Here is a 24679-nt window from a genome sequence, read left to right as displayed (position 1 = left end):
AAACGCGCAGCCGCCGACCCCGCGTGGGCAGTAAATGGTTTTGCAATCGTTGGGTGGCGTCAGCGCTGGTTGCGTCGCGCCGCACGTTGGCGGCAAGCCTCGCCGAATGCCTGGAAAATCCGCAGGTAGTTCGGGTTGTCCAGCACTTGCCATTCCGGGTGCCATTGCACGCCGAGGGCGAAGGTCGGGCTGTGCTCCACCGAGACCGCCTCGATCAGGCCGTCCGGCGCCACGGCTTCGGCGCGCAGGCCGGGAGCGAGGCGGTCGATGCCCTGACTGTGAATCGAGTTGACCTGGAATTCACCCGGCAGCTCCAGCGCTTCGAATACGCCACCGGCCAGCACCGTCACGGCATGGGCCGGGGCGTACTGCACGGCGACATCCGGGCTGTCGGCTTCGCGGTGATCGAGCATGCCCGGCAGCTCATGCACCTTCTGGTGCAGGCTGCCGCCGAACGCCACGTTCATTTCCTGGAAGCCGCGGCAAATGCCGAGTACCGGAACGCCCGCCGCGATGGCTGCACGCAATAGAGGAAGGGTGGTGGCATCCCGCGCCGGATCGTGATCCGTGCCGGGAGCGCTGTCCGGGCCCTGATAGTGGAAAGGTTCCACGTTGGACGGCGAGCCGGTCAGCAACAGACCGTCGAGCTGACCCAGCAGGTCTTCGATTTCAGTCAGTTTGCCAAGGGAAGGAATGACGACGGGCAACCCCAGCGCCGCAACGCTGACAGCGCGAACGTACTTGTCGCCGCTGATGTGATAGGGGTGCAGGCCAATCTGTTTGACGCACGCAGTAACGCCGATCAATGGCTTGAATGCCATTTTTATTCACCTCGAAGTTTGACACTTGAACGAGCTTTTCCGGAGCTTAGCCTCGTTGATTTTAATTAACAACTCCCATGTAAAAAATTCTAAACGCCGTTCATCAAATCTTCATCAAGACCGGGGCTCTGGCGTCTGCATTGGCACGAGAGTGTTAAAAAAAGCCCGAAAAATAAACGCTGAGCGGCCCTGTGTTCGCTATTGACTTCACTTTGCCGTTCGGGTTGACTGGCTCGGCGAAACAGCAGTGAACATAATAATTAACAGCTAAATAGGTGCATCATGTCGGTCCCTCTGCGTGCCGTTCAACTCAACGAAGCAAACGCATTCCTTAAGAAACATCCTGAGGTTTTGTACGTCGACCTTCTGATTGCAGACATGAACGGTGTGGTGCGCGGCAAGCGCATCGAGCGCACCAGTCTTCATAAGGTTTACGAGAAAGGCATCAATCTGCCGGCCTCGCTCTTTGCCCTCGACATCAATGGCTCCACGGTGGAAAGCACCGGTCTGGGCCTGGACATCGGCGACTCCGACCGTATCTGCTACCCGATCCCGGGCACCCTGAGCATCGAGCCTTGGCAGAAGCGCCCGACCGCACAACTGCTGATGACCATGCACGAACTGGAAGGCGAGCCGTTCTTTGCCGACCCGCGTGAAGTGTTGGCCAACGTGGTGCGCAAGTTCGACGAAATGGGCCTGACCATCTGCGCCGCGTTCGAACTCGAGTTCTACCTGATCGACCAGGACAACGTGAACGGCCGTCCGCAATCGCCGCGTTCGCCGGTTTCGGGCAAGCGTCCGGTGTCGACCCAGGTTTATCTGATCGACGACCTCGACGAGTACGTCGACTGCCTGCAAGACATCCTCGAAGGCGCGAAAGAGCAGGGCATTCCTGCCGACGCCATCGTCAAGGAAAGCGCCCCGGCGCAGTTCGAAGTCAACCTGCACCACGTGTCCGACCCGATCAAGGCGTGCGACTACGCCGTCCTGCTCAAGCGTCTGGTGAAGAACATCGCCTACGACCACGAGATGGACACCACCTTCATGGCCAAGCCGTATCCGGGCCAGGCGGGCAACGGTCTGCACGTGCACATTTCGATTCTGGACAAAGAAGGCAACAACATCTTCGCCAGCGAGGATCCCGAGCAGAACGCCGCGCTACGCCACGCGATCGGCGGTGTGCTGGAGACCCTGCCTGCGCAAATGGCCTTCCTGTGCCCGAACGTCAACTCGTACCGCCGCTTCGGCGCACAGTTCTACGTGCCGAACTCGCCGAGCTGGGGTATCGACAACCGTACCGTGGCCGTCCGCGTGCCGACCGGTTCGCCGGATGCCGTGCGCATCGAGCATCGCGTAGCCGGTGCCGACGCCAACCCGTACCTGCTGATGGCTTCCGTGCTGGCCGGTATTCACCACGGCCTGACCAACGAAATCGAGCCGGGCGCCCCGGTCGAAGGCAACAGCTACGAGCAGAACGAACAGAGCCTGCCGAACAACCTGCGCGACGCCCTGCGTGAGCTGGACGACAGCGAAGTCATGGCCCGCTACATCGACCCGATGTACATCGACGTGTTCGTCGCGTGCAAGGAAAGCGAACTGGCCGAGTTCGAAAACTCGATCTCTGATCTTGAGTACAACTGGTATCTGCATACCGTCTAAGGGCTAATTGAAAACCTTGTGGGAGCGAGCCTGCTCGCGATTACGGAGTGTCAGCCGACATCGTTGTTATCTGATGCACCGCTATCGCGAGCAGGCTCGCTCCCACAGGGGGTCGTATTACCAAAGTTTTGATGGGCGGGCATCTGCTCGCCTTTCACCAATTATTCTGTGTGAGTCACCCCCATGACCATGACCCGCAACGACTGGGAACAACGCTTCCAGTCCCTGACCCTCGAATCCCGTGCCTTCATCAACGGCGAATACCGCCCGGCCATCAGCGGCGAAACCTTCGAATGCCTGAGCCCCGTCGACGGCCGTTTCCTGGCCTCCGTCGCCAGCACCGATGAAGCCGACGCCAATCTCGCCGTCGAAGCCGCACGCCAATCCTTCAACTCCGGCGTGTGGGCCAACAAGGCCCCGGCCGAGCGCAAGCGCATCCTGATCCGCTTCGCCGATCTGATCCTGCAACACCAGGAAGAACTGGCGCTGCTCGAAACCCTCGACATGGGCAAACCGATCAGCGACTCGATGAGCATCGACATTCCGGCGACCGCCAACGCGATCCGCTGGAGCGCCGAAGCGATCGACAAGATCTACGACGAAGTCGCCGCCACCCCGCACGATCAACTCGGTCTGGTCACCCGCGAGCCGTCCGGCGTAGTTGCTGCGATCGTGCCGTGGAACTTCCCGCTGATCATGGCCAGCTGGAAATTCGCCCCGGCGCTGGCGGCGGGTAACTCGTTCATCCTCAAGCCTTCGGAAAAATCCCCGCTGACCGCGATCCGCATCGCTCAGCTGGCGCTCGACGCGGGCATTCCGAAAGGCGTGTTCAACGTCCTGCCAGGCTTCGGCCACACCGTCGGCAAGGCGCTGGCGCTGCACATGGACGTCGACGTGCTGGCCTTCACCGGCTCCACGGCGATTGCCAAGCAACTGATGATTTATGCCGGCCAAAGCAACATGAAACGCGTCTGGCTCGAAGCAGGGGGCAAGAGCCCGAACGTGGTGTTTGCCGACGCACCGGACTTGCGCGCGGCAGCACAAGCGGCGGCCGGCGCCATTGCGTTCAACCAGGGCGAAGTCTGCACCGCCGGCTCGCGCCTGCTGGTGGAGCGTTCGATCCGCGAGCAATTCATCCCGCTGCTGGTGGAAGCGCTGCAAGCGTGGAAACCGGGTCACGCCCTGGATCCGGCGACCACCGTCGGTGCCGTGGTCGATCAGCGTCAACTGGACAACGTGCTGCGCTACATCAGCATCGGCCGGGAGCAGGGCGCCGAGCTGATCGCCGGCGGCCGACGCACTCTCGAAGAAACCGGCGGCACCTACATCGAGCCGACGATTTTCGACGGCGTGACCAACGCGATGACCATCGCCAAGGAAGAAATATTCGGCCCGGTGCTGTCGCTGATCACCTTCGACACCGTTGAAGAAGCGCTGCACATCGCCAACGACAGCATCTTCGGCCTCGCCGCCGGGGTCTGGACCAGCAACCTGAGCAAGGCCCACACCTTCGCCCGTGGTTTGCGCGCCGGCAGCGTGTGGGTCAACCAGTATGACGGTGGCGACATGACCGCGCCGTTCGGTGGCTTCAAACAGTCGGGCAACGGTCGCGACAAATCGCTGCACGCGTTCGACAAGTACACCGAGCTGAAAGCGACCTGGATCAAGCTCTGACTCTTTTACAGCGGTGGTCGCCTGCAACCGGCGACCCTCGGAGAATAAAAAAATGAAACAACAACACGTGAACAGCTACTACGCCGCCACCCGCAACGAAGTGATCGATTTTCCGATCCTCGAAGAGTCGGTGGAGTGCGATGTCTGCATCATCGGCGCCGGCTACACCGGTCTGTCCTCGGCACTGTTCCTGAGCGAAGCCGGCTACAAGGTGACGGTGCTGGAAGCGGCGAAAGTCGGCTACGGTGCCAGTGGTCGCAATGGCGGCCAACTGGTCAACTCCTACAGCCGCGACGTCGACGTGATCGAAGCGCGCTACGGCGACAAGACCGCCGAAATCCTCGGCAGCATGATCTTCGAAGGCGCCGACATCATCCGTTCGCGCATCAAGGAATACGACATCAAATGCGACTACCGCCCGGGCGGCATTTTCGCGGCGATGAACAAGAAACAATTGAACGGCCTGGCCGAACAAAAACGTAGCTGGGAACGCTACGGCAATAAAAACCTGAAGATGCTCGACGCTGCGGACATTCGCCGCGAAGTCGGTTCCGACGCCTACGTCGGCGGTCTGCTGGACATGCAGGGCGGCCACATTCACCCGCTGAACCTGGCTCTCGGCGAAGCCGCGGCCATCGTGCGTCTGGGCGGCAAGATCTACGAGCAGTCTGCTGCGGTGGAAATCAAATACGGCGAGCCCAATGTCGTGCGCACCGCCAAGGGCCAGGTCCGCGCCAAGTACCTGCTGATCGCCGGCAACGCCTACCTGCCACAAGGCCTCGACAACCGCGTGACGGCCAAGAGCATGCCGTGCGGCTCGCAGATCTGCGTCACCGAACCGTTGACCGAGAAGCAGGCCCGCAGCCTGATCACCAACAACTACTGCGTCGAAGACTGCAACTACCTGCTCGACTACTACCGCCTCACCGCCGACAACCGTCTGCTCTACGGCGGCGGCGTGGTCTACGGCGCCCGTGAACCGGACGACATCGAAACCCTGATCCGCCCGAAGATCCTCAAGACCTTCCCGCAGCTCAAGGACGTGAAAATCGACTACCGCTGGACCGGCAACTTCCTGCTGACCATGTCACGCATGCCGCAATTCGGCCGCATCGAGAAAAACGCCTACTACATGCAGGGCTACAGCGGCCACGGCGTCACCTGTTCGCACCTGGCCGGCAAACTGATCTCGGAAATGATCCGCGGCGACGCCGAACGCTTCGACGCCTTCGCCTCCCTGCCACACATGCCGATGCTCGGCGGCCGCACCTTCTCCGCGCCACTGACCGCCCTCGGCGCCGTGTACTACTCGCTGCGCGACCGTTTCGGCATCTGATTAACCTCGCCGGCGGCGCCCCCAAAAAGGGCGCTGCCGGCTTTTTCATGTGCCGTCCATCGAACCTGCTGAGCAACACCAACAAACGTGATTTAATAGCCGCCTTTCACGGTTCCGGGACACGGGAGCAACGTGATCCGCGCGACCTGCGCGGCACCCGCCACCCACCCCCATTACCCTTAAGTCGTTCTCACATAAGGCTGTCATGGATACGGGTTCTCGACTCAAACTAGTACGCGAAAGCTACAAACTCTCCCAGCGCGAGCTGGCCCGGCGTAGCGGCGTGACCAATGCCACCATCTCCCTGATCGAACAGAATCGTGTCAGTCCTTCCGTCAGCTCACTGAAAAAGCTGCTCGAAGGCATCCCGATGTCCCTGGCCGACTTCTTCACCTTCGACCAGCCCCCTCGCGAACACCAATACGTCTTCCGCGCCAACGAACAACCCGACCTCGGCCGCCACGGCCTGCGCCTGCTGCTGATCGGCGCCTCGGTTCCCAGCCGCCAGATGCGCTTGCTGCGCGAACAATACGCGCCGGGCGCGAGTTCGGGGGAAGAGCCGATTGTTCACTCGGAAGGTGAGGAGTGTGGGCTGGTGACACGCGGCACCGTGGAGTTGACGGTGGACGGGCAAGTGAGCGTGTTGAGTGCGGGGGACGGGTATTATTTTCCGACGACGCTGCCGCACAAGTTCCGGAATATCGGGGCGGATGAGGCGGAGATTATCAGTGCGAATACGCCGGCGAATTTTTAGCGTGCAGCCGCTGGAGATTAAGTATTTTTGATGGAGGGCGTTTCTCGACTGAAGCGCCGTCCACTTGAGAACTCTATTTTTCGACTGTGGTGGAGGGAGTGGAGGCTACTTTGACTTCAAGAGCTCCTAGCTGCGTCAGGTTTGAGTCGAGTATTCCAAGAAAGTTGATAACCTGCTGCCCATAGATTTCAGTCGCTCTCTGTGAGTTTGTTTTTGCCTCGTTAGTTTCTTTCATGACTGAGCCAAGATTATCAAATACGCTGCTTTTGTTATTGAAGAACTTGGTTGCTTCCCCTTGTAGCATAACGGTTGACGCATTTGCTCTAAAGGCTTCACCCCAAGCTAGCATCAAACTGCTTTCTTGATCGCGACTTTCTTTGGATTGGCTGTCAGGTGAGTTAAGTTTGAAATTTGCAAGTAATAAAAGTTGTTGGGCTGTTGCTTTTCCGTAATACCGACTAACTTTGAAGTAAAGGGCTATAAGGTTTTTGTGCCATTCTTGTTCAAAGGCCGAGAATTTTGTGAAACCCTCGGACGCCAGAAAATCATCCCAGCCTTTCTCGGACTTTCTCGCCGCATCATTAAAACGTTGAAGCTCCTCATAGCTTTTTATAAGAAGTTGTGTCGTTTCTTGGGCAGTTTGCTGAGCGCCATCTACAAACCGTTGCCGATCAGACCGTTCGTTGGCTTTCGCTGATTCTGAAGCAGTGTAATACGCGCCCAGGGATGCTGTGACTATCGCAGTCAGTATGGAAGTTGCCAGGTTTAAGGAAATAGTATTCATGATGTTTGAATCGGAATTGTTTTTGGTCGGCTGCATATTGGGTTTGGATCTATGCGGGAAAATTTGGGTTTTAAACTATCTAACTGATGCGTTTCGTAGTTGATTACGTGATCGCTACTCTGCGTCGTTCAAATACTCTAAATACATCGCGCACGTCCTGAACCAGGATTGTGGCTGTAGTGGTAACTGTGTTGATGTCTTGTTCGGCGTGGTCGGGGAGTTGGATGCAGGCCATGAGGTCGAGGTATTTAAGCACTGCGCTCAAGCGTTCGTTGGCGCAGGCGTGGAGGTCACTCAGTGGCGCGTCGGCATCGGTGAACAGAACGGGGTGGTCAGCGGCGGGGTGGGACATTGGAGCGTAGTTGCACTGCGGTGACTTACTTGTCATGGGTAAAGATCCTTAGCTCGGAAAATTAATAACCACCGCTTGCTGCGAAACGAGTTGGGTGGCAGTTATGCGCGGGTTCGCAGACCGAGGAGCTAAGACCCGGCAGACCCGAAGATCTCCCACGCACAACCGCCATGAAAATGAAGCACAGGCAAGTTGCCGGGCCGCATTGTGCCGGGTGTGGACTTCGCTCGCTAGGGCTGCGAAACCCTATCGCCAAATTCGCTCAGCGACAGACCCACTCTAGGCACCGATCTCCACCGCCGCAATCAGCCTGTAGGACGCGAAACCACCACGTTTGGCCAAAGACTTGACTTCAGTTCGGCGGCGGAACCGACGTAAATCAAGGCTTGCGATGTGTCTGGAAAGAATGACCTGCCGAGTTTGGTGCAGCTTCTCAGTCCAGTAGAAACAATCTCTCTCATTACGCGCAGTCATTTCCTACGCGGTTTTCAGATCCCAAAATCCAGCACCCATCCCCACTCCGGAACTTTCCTCAAGGCCGATGTCAATTTGATGGCGTGTCGCGACGCTCATGTCTAACGAGTCACCCAGTGCCAGGCTGTTTCCCGGCAAGCCCAAGGAAGTGTGAGATGAAACTGATTCTTGCGATGTTGTTGCTGTTCAGCGGTTACGTTTCCGCCAGTTGTTCCAGCATCAGTGATCACGACAAACGCAGTTACTGCCAGGCCAGGGAGGAAGGCAGCAGTTGTTCTTCCATCGGCGACCACGATTTGCGTTCGGCCTGCGAAGCGGAGAAAGGCAGTTCGTGCTCAAGCATTGGCGATCATGACCAGCGCGCTTATTGCGAAGCCAAAAAGGGCAGCAGTTGTTCCTCCATCGGCGATCACGACCTGCGCGCGGCCTGTGAAGCGGAGAAGGGCAGTTCATGTTCAAGCATCGGTGATCATGACCAACGTGCCTTTTGCGAAGCCAAAAAGGGCAGTAGTTGTTCGTCAATCGGCGATCATGATCTGCGCAGTCAGTGTGAAGCCATGAAGCGCTGAATCCACCCGCCATCTAGAACCAAAAGGGACACTCATCGATGTCCCTTTTTCATGCGCGCTTGAACGCCGCTATTTCGCCTTCCAATGCCCACCCCCGTTCTCGCAATCAATCCGCGCCTGCGCCAGATGCTCTACGTCATAGTAATACGTGGTCACTTGCGCGCTGTCCGGAATGTTCAGGGCCTTGGCGTTTTTGTCCTTGCTGGTGGAGTGTGGATTGGCCAGGGATTCCTGGGTGAGGGTGGCGATACACGAGGCCTGATAGTGGTCGGCGCAGTGTTCGACTTTGGTTTTGCTGCTGTTGAGCATGTCCTTGCTTTCGTTGCTGCATGACCAGTCGATAGCGTTGACCGGCATGCCTTCGTATTCATAGCAGCTGTGCGTCTCGACGGCGGGCACCGAGGTGCTGGAGGAGCGGGTCTTGACGTCGCAGCCCTCGGCCATGACGCAGGTGGGGATGACGCTGAAGGTGGCGATCAGGAGCAACAGTCGGATGTTCATCGCGGAACTCTCCCATGGCCCCGTGTTTGATCGTGAGCGGGGCGCTTATGGTTTCGAGATTGGGCGGGCTCGGGAGGTTCCATCAGGATTTTGATTTGCGCCTGGCGCACAGAGTGAGAAACAATCGGACACACTTAGCACCCAGGGATTGGAGCAGTGCTCATGATTCACATCGGCAGCCGCAACAACGCCCCCACGCCGCAGCACAAAACCCAGGACATCTACATCTTCAGCATCGACCTGTCCCGCCCGGCGACGCCGTTCTGTTTCGAGCAATCGATTGGCGGCGGGCATGTCGAGCAGGGCGGTGCGCGGTGGTTGGCACTGGATGAGCTGGATGGCTGGCCCGGTGAATGGCGTGAGCATTTGAAGAAGGCCGGATGTGCCTGGGTGGGCGAGTTGCTGGACGCGCGTTCGGGGGAGAGTCAGGCTGATCTGGTCTCGCTGATTCTCCAGCGGTACGCCGAGCCGGCGCAGCCGACCGGGCGTTTTCAGGCGATTGGGCGCTGGTTCAAGCGCCACTTCTATATTGGCGGCCGGTACGGCGTCTGACCCGAGGAAACCCCCATGACTCAGACTCTGGAACGCGCCATCGCGATTGCCGCCACAGCCCACGCGGGGCAGGTGGACAAGGGCGGCGCGCCGTATATTTTGCATCCGCTAAAGGTCATGTTGCGCATGAGCAGCCTGGAAGAACGCATCGTCGCGGTGCTGCACGATGTGGTCGAGGACTGCGGCATCAGCCTGGATGATTTGCGCAAGGAAGGCTTCAGCGAAGCCGTTTTGTCGGCCATCGAATCGGTGACCAAAGTGCCCGGCGAATCCTACGAGGATTTCGTCGAGCGTGCGGCACAGAACCCGATCGGGCGGGTGGTGAAGCTGGCGGATCTGGAAGAAAACAGCGACCTGTCGCGGATTGCCTCGCCGAGTTGGGAGGATCTGGAGCGGATCGAAAAATATCGGCGGGCGATTGGACGGTTGCGCGCCTGACTTAACTGAAAAGCACCTTGAATAGCCAGGAAGGCGACCATGAAATCCATTCTGTGTTTGTTGATTGCTGCCGGATTCGGCGCGCTGTTGCAGTTCGAAGGTGTGCCCCACGGGTTGCTGTTGGGCTCGATTCTTGTGACGGCACTGGTCGTCACCAAATTCAAATTCGCGCCAGCGACGCCCTATGGCCTGGGCTACATCCAGGTTACGCTGGGCATCGCCACCGGGTTGATGTTCGAAGCGTGGGACAGCGCGACGGTCTCGACAATGTTGCCGAGCCTTGGCGTGTTGTTGCTGTGCCTGGCAGTGCAGGTCGCGCTGGCTGCTTGGTGGCTGTCGCGCGGGGCGGGATGGAATCGCACGGATGCCTTGCTGGCGGTGTATCCGGGCGCGCTGGCGGCGGTGTTCGATTTGCTGGAATCACATCAGGCTTCAAGCAAGGTGATCATCGTGCACTTGATGCGGCTGCTGCTGATCACGGTGCTGGTGAGTTTGCTGATTCCCGGAACGGCGCCGGTTGCGGTGGCCGAGGTCGAGCCGCTGTCGACGGGCATGGCGTTGACCGTGCTGTCGGTGATCGGTTTGAGCGTGGTGGTCGGGCGTTTGCTGCCGGTTGTTGGCGTGCCGGCGCCGTTCATGTTGACGGCAATCATCATCACCGCCGTGTTTGTAAAATCAGGGTGGCTGCAGGGCTTTCACATGCCGGACTGGAGTTTGAATCTGGCGGCGCTGATTCTCGGTGTGCGGATCGGTTCGCGATTCCAGGGACTTGGCCTCGCGGAACTGGGACGTCATGGCCGCACGGCGTTGGTATCGGTCGGTTTGATGATTCTGGTCGCGGCGGTTTTTGCATTGGCGGCGGCACGGTTGCTGGGCAGCGATGCGTTGTCGCTGTGGCTGGCGTACATGCCGGGGGCCATCGAAACCATCGCCATTGTCGCGTTCGCCGGCGGGCTGAATGTGGTGTTTATCCTGACTCACCATCTGGCGCGAATGGTGGTGCTGCACTTTGCGCCGGCGTTGCTGGTGCAGGTACGGCGGGTGCGGGAAGGGGCGTGATCCAGGTGGTACTGACTTTTATGGATAATCAGTGCCACCGTTTGGATAACGGCATCTGCAAATTCGCCGGGCGGTTAGATCGACCCCTTTGAAAAAGCCATATTTCTGAAAGGCCAAAATCGAGTAGTTCGAACAGCTAGGTTCGAATCTACATGCCGATCTCAGCCTTTCAGGCGCCATTTTCTGATAGCAACGGATTGCCAATATGGCGATGGGGACCATCATGCAGGCTTGCGTAGGGAAATGACGTAATACTCGGTCAGCACGTTTTTCTTACCGAGCAGCGCATCGAAGCACCCTGGTTTGACAGAAACCCCAATGGTATCGATTCGGTAGAACTCCCAACCGTCTTCTGCGTGGGAGTTCACTACGTTCTGAAGATAGACTGCGGCTTCATTCCCACGGTGCTCTTTGGCACGAACTTCAATGTTTGGCGGGACTTGAACCATTTTATATACGTACATCCTTGCTCATCCTTTCCAGCGCTGCATTCCGAATGAATGACAGAACCGAACGTTTATACTTAATTTGATATCTCTTGGCCATCATTCGCTGGGCGTTGCTGGATCGGTCGTGAACTACACTCCCAGATTACCCCGCCCCACAGGCAACCCCGCCGCGTCGGAGGTCATCATGTTCCGCCATTCACTGTTCATCGCAGCGTGCCTGTGCGCCACACAGGCCAGCGCTGAATCCGTCGTCCCGCTCAAGGGCCAGACTTCCCAGCAAACCCAGATCGACATCAACGACTGCCATTCCATCGCGTCCACTTCAACCACGTCGACACCCCAGGCCGGCGGTCGGTTGAAGGGCGCTGCCGTGGGTGCCGCTGCCGGCGCCACCGCCGCGGAAGTGCGCGGTCGTCAGCACGACGAGTTCTACGAAGCTGTGGACGATGATCGCAAGCAGGATTATCGCCAGAACCGAGCCAAAGAGACCGCTGCCGCCGGTGCGGTAGTCGGCGGTGCGCGGCAGCGGCAGGATCGGCGCGAGCAGCGGCGGACCGATGCTTCAGCCAGTTCAAGCGCCTACACCGGTTGCCTGCAAGGGCGGGGTTATCAGGTCACGCCCTGAGGTTTTCCCGGTGCGCGACGAGCAGGTGCATCATCACGCCGCTGTAGAGCGTCACCAGTATGAACAAGCCCATGCGCACCGCGAACGCGGTGTAGACGTCCTTGCCCGCCGCGCTGTCCTCAACGGACTGGCCGAGCAGGATGATCATGGTGATCAGGGTGTTGAGCCAGAACCCCGGCGTCAGTTGCGTCGGGTGCAGCCGATAGAGTTTGCGCGCTACAAACAGCCCGAACAGCAGCATCCACAGAAAGAACATCCACAGGTGCACGAACAGACTCAACGCACACCAGAACAGCACCGCCAGCAGTCCGCCCAATAAGGTCGAGCCGAGCAGTTCGCGTCCGGCGTGATGGGTGCGGGTGGTGGTGCTTTGCTGGCCGAGGCTGACGGCTTTGAGGATGATCGGCAGGTAGCTGACCGGGTCGATCAGCACCAGCAGGAAGGTCGGCAACACGATCAATGTTGCGCGCATCGCTACGCGGGGCACGTCTTCGGCGGGCAGGGCGGGAGCGGGTGGTGGCGCGGGGCTGTTGGCCGATTCCGGGAACAGGACGTGGCTCAGGCCGACCATGACGACGGCCAGCAACAGGCCTTTGACCAGCGCGCCGATCACCGCCATCGCCAGCTCGAATGAGGCGAAGCCTGCGGCGGAAATCATGGTCATGCCGATCACCAGAAACGTCATGATCAGCACGTTGCCGCCGCGCAAGCCGTAGGTGAACACCAGAAACAGTCCGACACCGATCAGCAGCACGCCGCACACCGGGTAATAACGCAGCAACGGCACCAGCAGCAGGCCGATGCTGGTGGTGAATGCGGCGACCAACGTCAGTACCAGCGCCATTTTGACTGGCAACGGTCGAGGCATGCTGGCCAGCAGCAACACTGCGAGCACCGGCGACAAAAACGACAGCGGCAAGGCGAGGCCGTAACTGGCGGCGGTGCACAACGCCGTGCCGCAGGCCAGGCGCAAGGCCCGTTGCGCCGGGACACTGCGCTCAATAGGCATACGACAGCCAACTCATCAGCCAGACAAACACCCGGCCCAACGGATTGAGCAGATTGCCCTCACTGGGAAACGCCATGACTTCCGCCTGCCCACCGGCGCGAATCGAACGGCTCTCGAACAGACGTTTCTTCGCCTCTTCGCTGAACTCGATGATCACCGGAAAACGCTGGGCCGGACGCAGCCAGTCGCGGCTGTTCTGGATCGTCGGCAGGGTGCCGGGCGGCGACGTCTGGCCGACGCTGACGCCATACCCGACGCTGCGCACCCGGCCGTCGAGCACTTCGCCGGGCAGGGCGTCGAGGATGATCGACACCGGCGTGCCGGGCTTGATCCGGCCGAGGTTGTTTTCGGTGAGGTCGGCGCTGACCCACACATCCTGGATCGTGATCAGTGTCATCACCGGACTGCCGACAGCGGCGAACTGGCCGACGTCGGTGCGCAGGTCGGTGATCAGGCCCGCCGAACGCGCGCCGATGCGGGTGTTGGCCAGATCCAGTTCGGCCTTGGCCAGCGTGGCGGCGGCGCTGAGCAGTTTGGCGTTGGTGTCGGTGTTGCCGCCTTCCTGCTCCTGCGCGCGCAGCACTTCGGCCTTGGCGGCGGCGACCTTGCTGACCGCCGCTTCGTGGTTGGCCCGGGAGACTTCCAGAAGCCGTACGGACACCGTGCCCGGATCTTCTTTATATAAACCTTCCAGCCGTCGATTGTCCTGGCGCGCCTTGAGTTCATTGGCTTGCGCGGCCCGCAACGACGCCTGGGCCGAAGCGATGCCGGCGGTGCTGGCGCCGACCGTGCGCCGGGTGTTTTCCAGATCGGCGCGGGCCCGGTCGACGGCGATCTGCAGCGGCTGCGGATCGAGCTCGAAGAGGATGTCGCCGGCCTGCACATCCTGATTGTTGCGCACGTTGACCTTGATCACCCGGCCCGCGACCTCTGCCGCCACCGGGATCACGAATGCGCCGACCCGCGCCTGCTGGGTATACGGCGTAAAGCGGTCGGCCAGCAGATACCAGACCAGGCTCAGCACAATCACCAGCAGCACCCAGCGGATGCCTTTTTTCGCCGGATCCGGCGGCGCTTCATCACTCATGGCGGTCTACCTGCGAGGGAATCGGATAAGTCGGTTGGGGCGGCGGGGCGCTCAGCAGATCGCCCCAATCGGTGCGCTGCTGCATCTGTTGCCGGGTCGCTGAATCAATCTGCGGCCCGGCGCTTTGCCAGCCGCCGCCCACGGCGCGGTAAAGCGCGATCAGGTTGCTCACGGCGTTGCTGCGGCTGACCAGATAGTTGTCCTGTAGCTCCAGCAACGCACGCTGGGCGTCGAGCACCCGCTGAAAATCCGAATAGCCTTCGCGATATTGAGTGTTGGCCAGCACCAGCGAACGCCGCGCTGCACCTTCGGCCTCGCCGAGAATGCGTTCGCGTTCCAGCGCTTTGGTCAGGCCGCTGGCGGCATCGTCGGCCTCGCGGGCAGCCTGGCGGACCTTGTCGCGATAGGCTTCGATCAGTTGCTGCAAGCGCGCATCCTGCACGCGAATGTTGTTGTGAATGCGGCCGTAGTCGAACAGGTTCCAGCGCAGGCTCGGGCCGCCGATCAGGTCGAGGCTGCGCGGGGTGGCGCCGAGGGTGTCGCTGGACCAGACGATGCTGCCGAGCAAGGTCAGCGAGGGGTACAGATCGGTTTCGGCCACGCCGACCAGCGCCGATTGCGCGGCCACGTTCAGCTCCGCCGCGCGCACATCGGGACGGCGCAGCAGCAGGTTGGCCGGGACGTCCTGCAACACGGCGCGATCCACCAGTGGAATCAGCCCCGGTTGTTCGGCCAGAAACGCCGCACCACCGGGTGGCTGGCCGACCAGCACCGCCAGCGCATTGCGGGTGCGCAGCAATTGGTCTTCGAACGCCGGAATGCTGCTCAGGGTGCCGAGGTACTGGGTTCTGGCCTGTTGCAGGTCGAGTTCGGCGGTCTGGCCGCTGCGAAAGAGTTTTTCGGTGATCTCGAAATTGCGTTTTTGCTGGGCGGCGTTTTCCCGTGCGACTCGCAGCCGGGCTTCGGTGGTGCGCAGGGCAAAGTAGGTGTCGGCCACTTGAGCGCGCAGCAGCACGAGGGCGTCTTCGTAGTTGGCCTGGGCGGCGAAGTAGCTGGCGTCGGCGGATTCGATGGCGCGGCTGAAACGGCCCCAGAAATCCAGCTCCCAGCCGACATCGAACGCAGCGCTGTGCTGCCAGAAGTGCAAGTCCTGCGGATTGCTGCCGCCGGACTGATGGCGGTCGATGTACAGGCTGTCGGCGCTGGCCTGTTGCAGTTGCGGGTAGCGACCGCTGTCGGCGATGCCCAGTTGCGCGCGGGCTTCGAGCACCCGCAGGCCGGCGATCTTCAGGCTGCTGTTGCGGGCTTCGGCGTCGCTGATCAAGCGGTCGAGCACCGGATCGGAAAATACCTGCCACCACTGGCGCAGGTCCGGCAGCGTGCCGCGTTCGCTGGCCTGCTCCAGTGCCGGACTTTGCCATTGCTTGCTCCAGTCCTCCGCCGGCGGCTGGAAATCCGGGCCCAGCCGCAGGCAGCCGCCAAGGCTCAGCACACCGAGCAGCAGCAGGTGGCCGGGACGGATCAGCAGGGCTGGCGTTGCAGGCATACCGGGAGGCCCCAGCGGGAAATGTCACTGGAGCATAGACCGCAGATTGCGGGTTGATCGAAGCAATCAGCTGCTACGCTTTTTCAGGCGAACTCCCCTGAACCGCCCCCGACGAAAAGGTAGGAAGCCATGGACACTGCTCAAGAACCGCTTGCCCCCACCAGCGCCAGCTGGCGTTTCAAGGTCGGCGTGGCAATCATCTGCCTGATGCTCGGTTCGTGGCTGATGGTGCCGATTGCCGCCGCCCTCGATGTGCCGGGCTCGAAAGTCGCGGCGCTCACCGGGGTGTTGTTCATCAGCAATAAAGTGCTGTTGCTGCTGGTGATCGCGGTGATGGGCAAGGCCGGGTTCGCCGAACTCAAGCGCACGATCGGCCACTATATTTCCGGCGTGATTCCGACCCCGGTGGCCGAAGTCAGCCCGATGCGCCACAAGATCGGCGTGGTGATGTTCTGCCTGCCGCTGCTGTCGTCCTTCCTGGAACCGTATTTCGACAACTTCTTCCCGGGCGTGCGGCCCAACCTCTGGCAGATGCAGGCGCTGGGCGACTTGATGTTCGTCGGCAGCTTTTTCGTGCTGGGCGGCAATTTCTGGGACAAGGTGCATGCGCTGTTCGTGCGCAAGGCGCGGGTGGTGGCGGAGTGATCGCCGATCGAGCATTGATTTCGATCAGGCATGCCCAAGCGCGATGGCAAACGACACAACGACCATGCAGGCGAAAGCGAAATTGAGGTTCATGGGGTGTTCATCCTGGTCCTTTTGAAAGTGGGGCCATTCTGCCGGGGGCGGGTCAAAAGAAAAAATTCGGCTTCGTGATTCCAATGATCGAAGCCATTGATACCGGCGTTGTGTTTGCAGGTTTGCTTGGCTAAGCTCGCGCAAACCTGCAATTAAAAGCACAAACAGGCAAAACCATGCACGATCATTCCGCTTCCGAGCTTCCTTCCCTGCGCCGGCAGAAAATCCTTCTGATCCTCGAACGTGACGGCAAGGTCATGGCGTCCGAGTTGAGCCAGCATTTTGCGGTGTCGGAAGACACCATCCGCCGTGATCTCGCCGAGCTGGATAACGCCGGACTGGTGCAGCGGGTGCACGGCGGCGCGCTGCCGAGGCCCAAGGACACCGGCAAGGATTACTTCACCCGGCTGGACGAGATCGACGAGGTGAAGATTCGTCTGGCGCAGTTGGCGGCGCAGCAGGTACAGAACGGGCAGACGGTGATGTTCGACTCCGGCTCGACCACGTTGCAAGTGGCGCGGTCGTTGCCCAGGGATATCAGCCTCACGGCGGTCACGGCGTCGCCGATGACGGCGATTGCGTTGTCCGAATATCCGGGCATCAAGGTGATTCTGGCGGGCGGGCAGTTGAACCCGAAAACCATGTCCGCCGGTGGTCATGAGGCACTGCGGCTGCTGTCGGGGATCAAGGCGGATCTGGCGATCACCGGCGTCTGTGCGATTCATCCGGAGGTGGGCATCACCTCGCTGCATTTCGATGAAGTGCCGGTCAAGCAGGCGCTGCTGGACTGTGCGGCGCGGGTGATAGCCGTGACCACGGCGGACAAGCTTGGCGCGGTCGAACCGTTTGTGGTGGCGCCGTGCGAGCGCTTGCACACGCTGATCACCGAACGGCATGTGGCGTCGGGGAGTGTCGAGGATTATCGGCGGTTGGGGATTGAGGTCGAACAACTGCAGGATTGAGTTTTGTGGTGAATTTAAAGGCCTCTTCGCGAGCAAGCTCGCTCCCACAGTGTCCGAGGCGTACTCAAAACTCAGGTACACCCCAAAACCTGTGGGAGCGGGCTTGCCCGCGAAGAGGCCAGTCGCCCCAATGCATAAACCGGCATGCGGCTGAGGGATTAATTAGCGCAGTTTTTCCAGCATCTGGTAGTACCACATACCGGCCGCTAGCATCGGATTCCCCAGCAGATCGCCCATCGGCACGCGAATGTGCGAGCACGCGGCGAACGTGTCGAACTGCTGCATCTGCCCGGTAATCGCCCGGCTCATGATCTCGCCCATGATGTGGGTCGTGGCGATGCCGTGGCCGGAGTAGCCCTGGCAATACCAGACGTTGTCCGAGAGCTTGCCCAGTTGCGGAATGCGGTTGATGACGATGCCCATCGCGCAGCTCCACTGGTAATCGATCTTCACCCCTTTGAGCGCCGGGAAGGTCTGTTCGATGCACGGCCGCAGTTCGCCAGCGATGTCCCGTGAATCCTTGCCGCTGTAGTTGGCGCCGCCGCCGAACAGCAGGCGGCCGTCGGCGGTGAGGCGGTAGTAATCGAGGACGAAGCGGCAGTCGTAAACGGCGAGGTCTTCGGGGTTGATCTGCTTTGCCAGATCCCCCAGCGGTTCGGTGGTGACGATGCCGCCCATGGCCGGGAAAATCTTGCCCTTGAGTTGACCCGGTTCGAGCTTGTGGTAGACGTCGCCGGCCAGCAGCACCTGATTGGCGTCGATCCGGCCATGGGCCGTGCGCACGCCGGGGCTGTCGCCGTGAATGATCTCCAGCACTTCACTGTTTTCGAAGATCAGCGCGCCGAGGCTTTCCGCCGCCCGCGCCTCGCCGATGCACAGGTTGAGCGGGTGCAGGTGCATGTTGCGGGTGTTCTTGATTGCGCCGTGATAGAGCTCGCTTTGCAACAGGTCGCGCACCTGGCTGCGGTCGAGCAGGCTGACTTCATCACCCATGCCGCGACGCACGGCTTCATCGTAGTCGCTGCGCAAACCGGCCATGTGGCTCGGCTTGTACGCGGCGTGCAAATGGCCGTGCTTGAGGTCGCAATCGATGGCGTATTTCTCGACCCGCTGCTTGATGATTTCGTGGCCGCGCCAGCGCAGGTGCCAGATGAAATCGTCGACCTCATCGCCCAAGGTGTTGCGCATCTGTTTGCGCATCGCACCGTCGCCGGACAGGCTGCCGGTGACCTGACCGCCATTGCGCCCGGTGGCGCCCCAGCCGATCTTGTGGCTTTCGACGATGGCGACTTTCAGGCCTTTTTCGGCCAGCTCGACGGCTGTGGCGACGCCGGTGAAACCTCCGCCGATGATCACCACATCAACCTTGTGCCGACCTTCCAGGGTCGGGTAATCGGTGTCGCGGTTGAGGGTAGCGGTGTAGTAGGAATTGCTGCGTTCAGTCATTTCAGTGTCCAGATTCGGGAGTCGGTGCACGGACCCTGTGGGAGCGGGCTTGCTCGCGAAAGCGATGTGTCAGTCACCTGAAGTGTTGAATGTGACGACGCCTTCGCGGGCAAGCCCGCTCCCACAAGGGGGCGGAGTGATTTATCAGGCTTCTGTGAGGTACCAGCGCCAGTCCTGCTCGCCCACTTCGGCCATGAACTGCCGGTATTCCGCGCGTTTCACCGCCAGATACACCCCAAGAAATTCCTGTCCCAGCGCATCCCGCGCCCACACCGAATTTTCCAACGCGGTCAGCGAGGTCAGCCAGTCGGTCGGCAGCAATTCTTTCGCTTGGGCATAGCCGTTGCCTTCCACCGGCTCGCCCGGATCGATGTCGTCTTTTATCCCGCGATGAATGCCCGCCAGGATCGCCGCCGCTGCCAGGTACGGGTTGGCATCGGCGCCGCAGATGCGGTGTTCGATGTGCCGGGTGTTGGCCGGGCCGCCGGGCACGCGCAGGCTGACGGTGCGGTTGTCGACGCCCCAGGTCGGCGCCAGCGGCGCGTAGCTATTGGCCTGGAAACGCCGGTAGGAGTTGGCGTTCGGGCAGAACAACAGCAGCGAATCGAGCAGGGAAGCGAGCATCCCGCCAATCGCCGTGCGCAGCAGCGGGGTGCCTGCCGGGTCCTCGGAGGCAAACAGATTGCGCCCTTCGGTATCGGCGAGGCTGACGTGCATGTGCATGCCGGTGCCGGCCAGGTGATCGAACGGCTTGGCCATGAACGTCGCCTGCATCCCGTGCTTGTGCGCCACGGCTTTGACCAGCCGTTTGTAGCGTACGGCCTGGTCCATCGCCTCCAGCGCATCGCCGTGTTCGAGGGTGATTTCCACCTGGCCCGGTGCGTATTCCGAGATCGCCGTGCGTGCCGGAATGCCGTGCAGTTTGCAGGCGCTATAAAGATCGGCGAGGAACGGTTCGATCTGCTCCAGCTCACGCAAACCGTAGACCTGGGTGTGTCTCGGTCGACCGCCGTCGGCATCCAGCGCCGGTTGCGGGCGACCGTTGTGATCGCGTTTGGCGTCGAGCAGATAGAACTCCAGCTCGCAGGCCATCACCGGGTGGTAACCCTCGGCTTTCAAGCGGTCGATGATCTTGATCAACAGGTGGCGCGGGTCGGCGATGCTCGCCGGCATGCCTTGTTCCGGATGCATGCTGACCTGCACCGCCGCGGTCGGAATCTGCCGCCACGGCAGGCGCACCAGACTGCCTTCCAGCGGGTAGGCGCGGCAGTCGATGTCGCCGACGTCCCAGACCAGACCGGAGTTTTCCACGTCCTCGCCGTGCACGGTCAGGCCGAGAATGGTGCTCGGCAGCGGGCGGCCGCTTTCGTACACGGCGAGCAGTTCTTCGCGGTGCAACAGCTTGCCGCGCGGCACGCCGTTGGCGTCGAGGATGAACAGCTCGATCATGTCGATGTCGGGGTTCTGCTCGAGGAAATGACGGGCGTCTTCAATGGCTGCGAATTTCATAATCAATCACTCACGATGGCGCCGCACAGGCGCGCAGATTCGGGCCGGACGCAGCTCGGCAAAAGGCGCGGGCGTCCTGGCAGGGATATCGAAAAAAGAGGGGGAGCTGTCGCGGTTTTTAACGGCGCGATCAGACGGGCAGGCAGATATCCGGCGGGCGTGCGGAGTGACGCAGCTTGGAACGGCTCAAGGCCATGGGGAGATTGACGATGCGATTCATGCGCGGCCCCTGTGAAGGAGGGCGCACAGTGCAGAGACGTTCAACGATTCTGATTGTTGTAGTGACGTGCTCATGACGCGTGTTTCCGTTGGCGGAAAACGTCGGCGGCGGGAGAGTCCCGCCATGCCGGTGTGGCTGGATAGTAAGGGGGAATCCCCGGATAAGTAAACGCCTGATTCCGCGAGCGGTGGCGTGCCCCCCGGTTCAGCGCAGCAGGTAAAACCCCAGCCCGACGAGGGCGCAAACGATCAACACCTCGATCACGCCGCGCTTGAAAAAGAACAGGGCGAGGGCGGCCACCAACGCCAGCAGGATCGAGAAAGCATCGGGCTGACCGGCAAAACCGTCGGGCCAGAACACGTGGTAAGCAAAGAAACACGCCAGATTGAGGATCACCCCGACCACCGCTGCCGTGATCGCCGTCAGCGGTGCGGTGAATTTCAGTTCGTTGTGCGTCGACTCCACCAACGGTCCACCGGCGAGGATGAACAGGAACGAAGGCAGGAAGGTGAACCAGGTCACCAGCGTCGCGGCCAGCGCGCCGGCGGCGAACGCGTGTTCCGGTCCGAATGTCGGTTGCACGTAAGCGCCGACAAACCCGACAAACGCCACCACCATGATCAACGGCCCCGGCGTGGTCTCGCCCAGGGCCAGGCCGTCGATCATCTGCGTCGGCGTCAGCCAGCCGTATTGCCCGACCGCGCCTTGATACACGTAAGGCAGCACAGCGTAAGCGCCGCCGAAGGTGAGCAGCGCCGCTTTGGTGAAGAACCAGCCCATCTGCGTAAAAGTGCCGCCCCAGCCGAACAGCGCCGTCAGCAGCGCCATCGGCAGACTCCACAGTAACGCACCGATCAGCAGCAGACGCAGCAGCCTCGGGAGGCTGAACCGCGCATGCTCGGGCGGCGGGGTGTCGTCATCGATCAGGGCCGGGCCGAAGGACTTTTCGCTGCCGCGATGACCGCTGTTGCTGAACCGCTGCGGCGCCCAGCGTCCGCCGAAATAGCCGATCAATGCCGCGCCGAGTACGATCAGCGGGAACGGCACGTTGAAGGCGAAAATTGCCACGAACGCGGCCCCGGCAATTGCCCATAGCCAGCTGTTCTTCAACGCTCGCGAGCCGATGCGATGGGCCGCGTGCAACACAATCGCGGTCACCGCCGGTTTGATCCCGTAAAACACCCCGGCCACCGCTGGCACGTCGCCGAACGCGATGTACACCCAGGACAAAGCGATCAGGATCAGCAGCGAAGGCAACACAAACAGTGCACCGGCCAGCACCCCGCCACGGGTTCGGTGCAGCAGCCAGCCGATGTAAGTCGCCAGTTGCTGGGCCTCCGGGCCGGGCAGCAACATGCAGTAGTTGAGCGCATGCAGGAAGCGTCGCTCGGAGATCCAGCGCCGACGCTCCACCAGTTCCTGATGCATGATCGCGATCTGCCCGGCGGGGCCGCCGAAGCCGATGCAGCCGAGTTTGAGCCAGAACGGCCAGGCCTGGCGCAAGGTGATGGATTGAGGACGGGGCAAGTCTTTTGGCGTCTGGCTCAAGTGTGGCTCCACGTTCGAATCGGCGGGAGCTGCTATCTAATCAGGCTTTTGTCGCATTCGACAGTACCCGGTCAGGCATGCGCCAGACTCCAGCGAACCGCCGCATCCTGATCACTCTCCCGCGCCTCGACCCAATGCGAACCCTCAGGCGTGGTCTCCCGCTTCCAGAACGGCGCACGCGTCTTCAGCACGTCCATGATGAACGCGCAGGCCTCGAACGCCGCATGCCGATGCTTGCTGCTCACGCCAACAAACACGATCGGCTCGGTCACCGACAGCGCGCCGACCCGATGCACAATCTCCACCGCCATCAGCGGCCAACGTTCGCGGGCCTGCTCGGCAATCTGCTCCAGAGCCTTCTCGGTCATGCCCGGATAGTGCTCCAGAAACAGTTCGTTTACGGTTTGGCCGACGTTCAGATCCCGCACATAACCAATGAAATTCACTACTGCACCGACCCGTGGATTGCGCGCATGCAGGTCGGCAATCAACTGACCGGCATCGAAGCCTTTACGCTGGACTCGAACGCCCATGCCTCAACCCCCCGTGACCGGTGGAAAAAACGCGATCTCGTCGAAATCCTCGATCACCTGATCCGGCTGACACAGCTCCTGATTCACCGCGCACATCAGGTTGCCGGCACCAAGCACTTCACGCCACACATCGCCGCGTTGCATCAGCATCTGCCGCACGTCCTCGACACAAGCAAGGGTGTCGCTGGCCGGAATCTTTTCACCGCCCAGATTGAGCCGGTCACGGTAGCTGGCGAAGTAGTTGATCAGAATCATTGCGGGTTCTCCCATTGAAAGTGGCCGGAGCGGCCGCCCTGTTTGCTCAGCAGGCGGATGTCGCCGATGACCATCGCCCGGTCCACCGCTTTGCACATGTCGTAGATGGTCAGTGCGGCGACGCTGGCTGCGGTCAGGGCTTCGAGTTCGACGCCGGTCTGGCCGGTGAGGCGGCAGGTGCTGGTGATCTGCACGCGGTCCGGTTCGCAGGCCTTGAGCTCGACGTGGATCGAGCTGAGCAGCAGCGCATGACACAGTGGAATCAACTCGTGGGTGCGCTTGGCCGCCTGGATCCCGGCGATCCGCGCCACGGCGAACACGTCGCCCTTGGGGTGGCCGTTGGACTGGATCATTTGCAGGGTTTCCGGGCGCATCTGCACCCAGGCCTGAGCGGTGGCTTCACGGCGGGTCGCGGCTTTTTCGCTGACGTCGACCATGTTGGCGCGGCCCTGATCGTCGAGGTGGGTGAGGGTGTTGCTCATGCGGTGGGCTCCTGGATCGGGCTGTAGATTCGCGGGGCGTTGCGGTGCGGGACGTGGATCAGGTTCAAGTGGTGTTTGAGCGCCCAGCGCACGGTCAGCGCGGTGGGGGCGGACAGGCTGACGAGGGTGCCGAGGCGGGCGCGCACGGCTTTGTGGATCAGTTCGAGGCTGCAACGGCTGGTGACCACGACGAAGCCCTGACGCGCATCGAGGCCTTCGAATTGCAAAGCGCCGATCAGTTTGTCGAGGGCGTTGTGGCGGCCGATGTCTTCGCGGCACAGCAGCGCTTCGCCGTCGGCGTCGAAGTACAACGCCGCGTGCAGGGCGCCGCTGCTGCGGGCCAGTTGCTGGGCCTGTTCGATGCGCTGGCGGATACCGTCGAAGTGCGCGGCGGGTGGCAACGGTGTCGGGGTCAGGATCTCCAGTTGCGGCAGCGCCTGCTCAAGGGCTTCCACGCCGCAGAGGCCGCAGCCGCTGGTGCCCGCCATTTGCCGGCGATGATCCTTCAGGGCCCAGAACGCACGGCTGGAAATCTGTACGTCGGCCTGGCAGGCCTGGTCGAAATGGGTCAGGCGGATGTCGTGGATATCGTCGAGGCGGTCGACGATGGCGTTGCTCAGGCTGAAGCCGCGAATGAAGTCCTCGATGTTGCCTGGCGAGACCATCATCACGGCCTGATTCAGTCCGTTGTAGCTGATGGCCAAAGCGATTTCGGCCGCCAGCGCCGCGTGGGACACCGGCGCGTCGTCGAGGTATTCGCGGTAGGCCACTTGCGCCGGTTGTGGCGCGGGGGCGTTGGCGTCGCCCGGTTCGATGAGTTGTTCAACTTGGCACAGCATCTTGAAAAGTCCCCGAAGCGCTGAAGTGAGTTCAGGCTACGGGGCAGGGAAAATTGCGTCCAATCGCTTGTTCCGATGCAGTGATTGGCTTGGTCGATGACCGTTCCGGCCCCTTCGCGAGCAAGCTCGCTCCCACAGTGTTTTGTGGCGCTCACAGATCTGTGGCGCGACTCGATACCTGTGGGAGATTCTATGTTGCAGGGGAACCCTGCAACCTTAAATTGGGTTGGTATTCGCTCTGATTTTTCATAAGGGCGAATGCCACCCGGCAAAGCTTACGGGCGAGGATGACCAAAGCCTGGGTTCTGGCTAGACCTCTTGCCAGATAGGATTCATAGAACGGTTTCCAAACAGGGGACCGACAAGCTGCCATAGCTGCATTGTGTGCAAGACGCCGTAATTCCCCGTCACCTTTTTTGCTCAAGTGGCGAGGACTGTGTTTCTTGCCTGAGTCCTTT

28 protein-coding genes are annotated in these 24679 nt (G+C 61.0%); 10 read left to right on the top strand and 18 right to left on the bottom strand.

Features of this window, described 5'->3' with window-relative positions:
• Positions 1 to 59 precede the first annotated feature (59 nt).
• Positions 60 to 821 carry a gamma-glutamyl-gamma-aminobutyrate hydrolase family protein gene (locus tag CAF90_RS16395; RefSeq protein ID WP_007957108.1) on the bottom strand — a complete coding sequence of 254 codons (762 nt, stop codon included), beginning with the start codon at positions 819 to 821 and terminating at the stop codon, positions 60 to 62.
• 282 nt (positions 822 to 1103) lie between these two features.
• Here CAF90_RS16395 and CAF90_RS16390 point away from each other — a divergent pair, with 282 nt between their 5' ends.
• The 4 genes from CAF90_RS16390 (at position 1104) to CAF90_RS16375 (ending at position 6244) form a co-directional block, all read left to right on the top strand.
• Positions 1104 to 2480 (top strand): glutamine synthetase family protein, encoded by a 1377-nt coding sequence (locus tag CAF90_RS16390; RefSeq protein WP_007957099.1) that lies wholly within the window; start codon positions 1104 to 1106, stop codon positions 2478 to 2480.
• A gap of 183 nt (positions 2481 to 2663) precedes the next feature.
• A complete protein-coding gene (locus CAF90_RS16385; protein ID WP_007957097.1) occupies positions 2664 to 4154 on the top strand; it encodes an aldehyde dehydrogenase in 1491 nt (496 codons plus the stop codon).
• Between the two features lie 52 nt (positions 4155 to 4206).
• Positions 4207 to 5490 (top strand): FAD-binding oxidoreductase, encoded by a 1284-nt coding sequence (locus CAF90_RS16380; protein WP_085607508.1) that lies wholly within the window; start codon positions 4207 to 4209, stop codon positions 5488 to 5490.
• 205 nt (positions 5491 to 5695) lie between these two features.
• Positions 5696 to 6244, top strand: a complete 549-nt coding sequence (locus tag CAF90_RS16375) for a cupin domain-containing protein (protein WP_007957093.1) — start codon at positions 5696 to 5698, stop codon at positions 6242 to 6244.
• Positions 6245 to 6317: 73 nt separating this feature from the next.
• On the opposite strand, the gene CAF90_RS16370 is transcribed toward CAF90_RS16375, so the two are convergent.
• The 4 genes from CAF90_RS16370 to CAF90_RS16355 form a co-directional block, all read right to left on the bottom strand.
• On the bottom strand, positions 6318 to 7064 hold the full coding sequence (locus tag CAF90_RS16370; RefSeq protein WP_085607506.1) for a hypothetical protein: 747 nt from the start codon (positions 7062 to 7064) through the stop codon (positions 6318 to 6320).
• Between the two features lie 67 nt (positions 7065 to 7131).
• A complete protein-coding gene (locus CAF90_RS29745; RefSeq protein WP_085607504.1) occupies positions 7132 to 7416 on the bottom strand; it encodes a fructose-bisphosphate aldolase in 285 nt (94 codons plus the stop codon).
• Between the two features lie 773 nt (positions 7417 to 8189).
• On the bottom strand, positions 8190 to 8267 hold the full coding sequence (locus CAF90_RS29920) for a VPDSG-CTERM sorting domain-containing protein (RefSeq protein ID WP_127800848.1): 78 nt from the start codon (positions 8265 to 8267) through the stop codon (positions 8190 to 8192).
• 225 nt (positions 8268 to 8492) lie between these two features.
• Positions 8493 to 8924, bottom strand: coding sequence for a hypothetical protein (locus tag CAF90_RS16355; protein ID WP_085607502.1), 432 nt, complete (start codon positions 8922 to 8924; stop codon positions 8493 to 8495).
• 162 nt (positions 8925 to 9086) lie between these two features.
• Between CAF90_RS16355 and CAF90_RS16350 the strand changes: the two genes are divergently transcribed.
• Genes CAF90_RS16350 through CAF90_RS16340 form a run of 3 tightly spaced genes read left to right on the top strand, consistent with a single transcriptional unit; the run spans position 9087 to position 10973 of the window.
• Positions 9087 to 9476: a hypothetical protein gene (locus CAF90_RS16350; RefSeq protein ID WP_085607500.1), complete on the top strand. Its 390-nt coding sequence runs from the start codon at positions 9087 to 9089 to the stop codon at positions 9474 to 9476.
• Positions 9477 to 9491: 15 nt separating this feature from the next.
• Positions 9492 to 9914 carry an HD domain-containing protein gene (locus CAF90_RS16345; protein WP_085607498.1) on the top strand — a complete coding sequence of 141 codons (423 nt, stop codon included), beginning with the start codon at positions 9492 to 9494 and terminating at the stop codon, positions 9912 to 9914.
• A 39-nt stretch (positions 9915 to 9953) separates the two neighbouring features.
• Positions 9954 to 10973 (top strand): AbrB family transcriptional regulator, encoded by a 1020-nt coding sequence (locus CAF90_RS16340; RefSeq protein ID WP_085607496.1) that lies wholly within the window; start codon positions 9954 to 9956, stop codon positions 10971 to 10973.
• Positions 10974 to 10991: 18 nt separating this feature from the next.
• Here the strand turns inward: CAF90_RS16340 and yidD are convergent, their stop codons facing one another.
• Both yidD and CAF90_RS16330 read right to left on the bottom strand, forming a co-directional pair.
• Positions 10992 to 11195 (bottom strand): membrane protein insertion efficiency factor YidD, encoded by a 204-nt coding sequence (yidD, locus tag CAF90_RS16335; protein WP_084777083.1) that lies wholly within the window; start codon positions 11193 to 11195, stop codon positions 10992 to 10994.
• Positions 11195 to 11437 (bottom strand): DUF4177 domain-containing protein, encoded by a 243-nt coding sequence (locus CAF90_RS16330; RefSeq protein ID WP_085607494.1) that lies wholly within the window; start codon positions 11435 to 11437, stop codon positions 11195 to 11197. Before CAF90_RS16330 ends, yidD begins: the two co-directional genes overlap by 1 nt.
• A gap of 169 nt (positions 11438 to 11606) precedes the next feature.
• Between CAF90_RS16330 and CAF90_RS16325 the strand changes: the two genes are divergently transcribed.
• Positions 11607 to 12047 (top strand): YMGG-like glycine zipper-containing protein, encoded by a 441-nt coding sequence (locus tag CAF90_RS16325; protein ID WP_007957067.1) that lies wholly within the window; start codon positions 11607 to 11609, stop codon positions 12045 to 12047.
• On the opposite strand, the gene CAF90_RS16320 is transcribed toward CAF90_RS16325, so the two are convergent.
• The 3 genes from CAF90_RS16320 to CAF90_RS16310 are packed head-to-tail and all read right to left on the bottom strand — an operon-like array spanning position 12037 to position 15689.
• Positions 12037 to 13056 carry a DUF2955 domain-containing protein gene (locus CAF90_RS16320; RefSeq protein WP_085607492.1) on the bottom strand — a complete coding sequence of 340 codons (1020 nt, stop codon included), beginning with the start codon at positions 13054 to 13056 and terminating at the stop codon, positions 12037 to 12039. The genes CAF90_RS16325 and CAF90_RS16320 overlap by 11 nt on opposite strands.
• Complete coding sequence (locus tag CAF90_RS16315; protein WP_085607490.1) at positions 13046 to 14143, bottom strand: HlyD family secretion protein; 1098 nt, start codon at positions 14141 to 14143, stop codon at positions 13046 to 13048. Before CAF90_RS16315 ends, CAF90_RS16320 begins: the two co-directional genes overlap by 11 nt.
• The gene (locus CAF90_RS16310) at positions 14136 to 15689 is read right to left on the bottom strand and encodes an efflux transporter outer membrane subunit (RefSeq protein WP_085607487.1); all 1554 of its coding nucleotides are present in this window, start codon (positions 15687 to 15689) and stop codon (positions 14136 to 14138) included. Before CAF90_RS16310 ends, CAF90_RS16315 begins: the two co-directional genes overlap by 8 nt.
• Positions 15690 to 15818: 129 nt before the next feature.
• On the opposite strand from CAF90_RS16310, the gene CAF90_RS16305 reads away from it, so the two are divergent.
• A complete protein-coding gene (locus tag CAF90_RS16305; RefSeq protein WP_011333574.1) occupies positions 15819 to 16334 on the top strand; it encodes a transporter suffix domain-containing protein in 516 nt (171 codons plus the stop codon).
• 269 nt (positions 16335 to 16603) lie between these two features.
• On the top strand, positions 16604 to 17389 hold the full coding sequence (locus CAF90_RS16300; protein ID WP_085607485.1) for a DeoR/GlpR family DNA-binding transcription regulator: 786 nt from the start codon (positions 16604 to 16606) through the stop codon (positions 17387 to 17389).
• A gap of 162 nt (positions 17390 to 17551) precedes the next feature.
• On the opposite strand, the gene CAF90_RS16295 is transcribed toward CAF90_RS16300, so the two are convergent.
• From CAF90_RS16295 to CAF90_RS16260, 8 genes are all read right to left on the bottom strand, one after another.
• Positions 17552 to 18835: an FAD-binding oxidoreductase gene (locus CAF90_RS16295; RefSeq protein WP_085607483.1), complete on the bottom strand. Its 1284-nt coding sequence runs from the start codon at positions 18833 to 18835 to the stop codon at positions 17552 to 17554.
• 144 nt (positions 18836 to 18979) lie between these two features.
• On the bottom strand, positions 18980 to 20344 hold the full coding sequence (locus CAF90_RS16290; RefSeq protein WP_085607481.1) for a glutamine synthetase family protein: 1365 nt from the start codon (positions 20342 to 20344) through the stop codon (positions 18980 to 18982).
• A 424-nt stretch (positions 20345 to 20768) separates the two neighbouring features.
• Entirely contained in the window at positions 20769 to 22112 is a 1344-nt protein-coding gene (gene chrA / locus CAF90_RS16285; protein ID WP_085607479.1) for a chromate efflux transporter, read from the bottom strand.
• 71 nt (positions 22113 to 22183) lie between these two features.
• Positions 22184 to 22645 carry a molybdopterin synthase catalytic subunit MoaE gene (gene moaE, locus CAF90_RS16280; protein ID WP_085607477.1) on the bottom strand — a complete coding sequence of 154 codons (462 nt, stop codon included), beginning with the start codon at positions 22643 to 22645 and terminating at the stop codon, positions 22184 to 22186.
• A gap of 3 nt (positions 22646 to 22648) precedes the next feature.
• Positions 22649 to 22900 carry a MoaD/ThiS family protein gene (locus CAF90_RS16275; RefSeq protein ID WP_064595439.1) on the bottom strand — a complete coding sequence of 84 codons (252 nt, stop codon included), beginning with the start codon at positions 22898 to 22900 and terminating at the stop codon, positions 22649 to 22651.
• Positions 22897 to 23382, bottom strand: a complete 486-nt coding sequence (gene moaC / locus CAF90_RS16270) for a cyclic pyranopterin monophosphate synthase MoaC (RefSeq protein WP_007957031.1) — start codon at positions 23380 to 23382, stop codon at positions 22897 to 22899. Before moaC ends, CAF90_RS16275 begins: the two co-directional genes overlap by 4 nt.
• Positions 23379 to 24221, bottom strand: coding sequence for a formate dehydrogenase accessory sulfurtransferase FdhD (gene fdhD / locus CAF90_RS16265; protein WP_085607475.1), 843 nt, complete (start codon positions 24219 to 24221; stop codon positions 23379 to 23381). Before fdhD ends, moaC begins: the two co-directional genes overlap by 4 nt.
• Positions 24222 to 24411: 190 nt before the next feature.
• Positions 24412 to 24679: transposase (locus CAF90_RS16260; protein ID WP_139834477.1), on the bottom strand; the 268-nt coding region annotated here is incomplete at its 5' end.

This window comes from Pseudomonas sp. B37(2017) (genome assembly GCF_002112885.1).
Classification (GTDB): domain Bacteria; phylum Pseudomonadota; class Gammaproteobacteria; order Pseudomonadales; family Pseudomonadaceae; genus Aquipseudomonas; species Aquipseudomonas paraglycinae.
The sequence above is the reverse complement of the archived record's forward strand: the minus strand, read 5'-3'. Positions and strand labels throughout refer to the sequence as shown.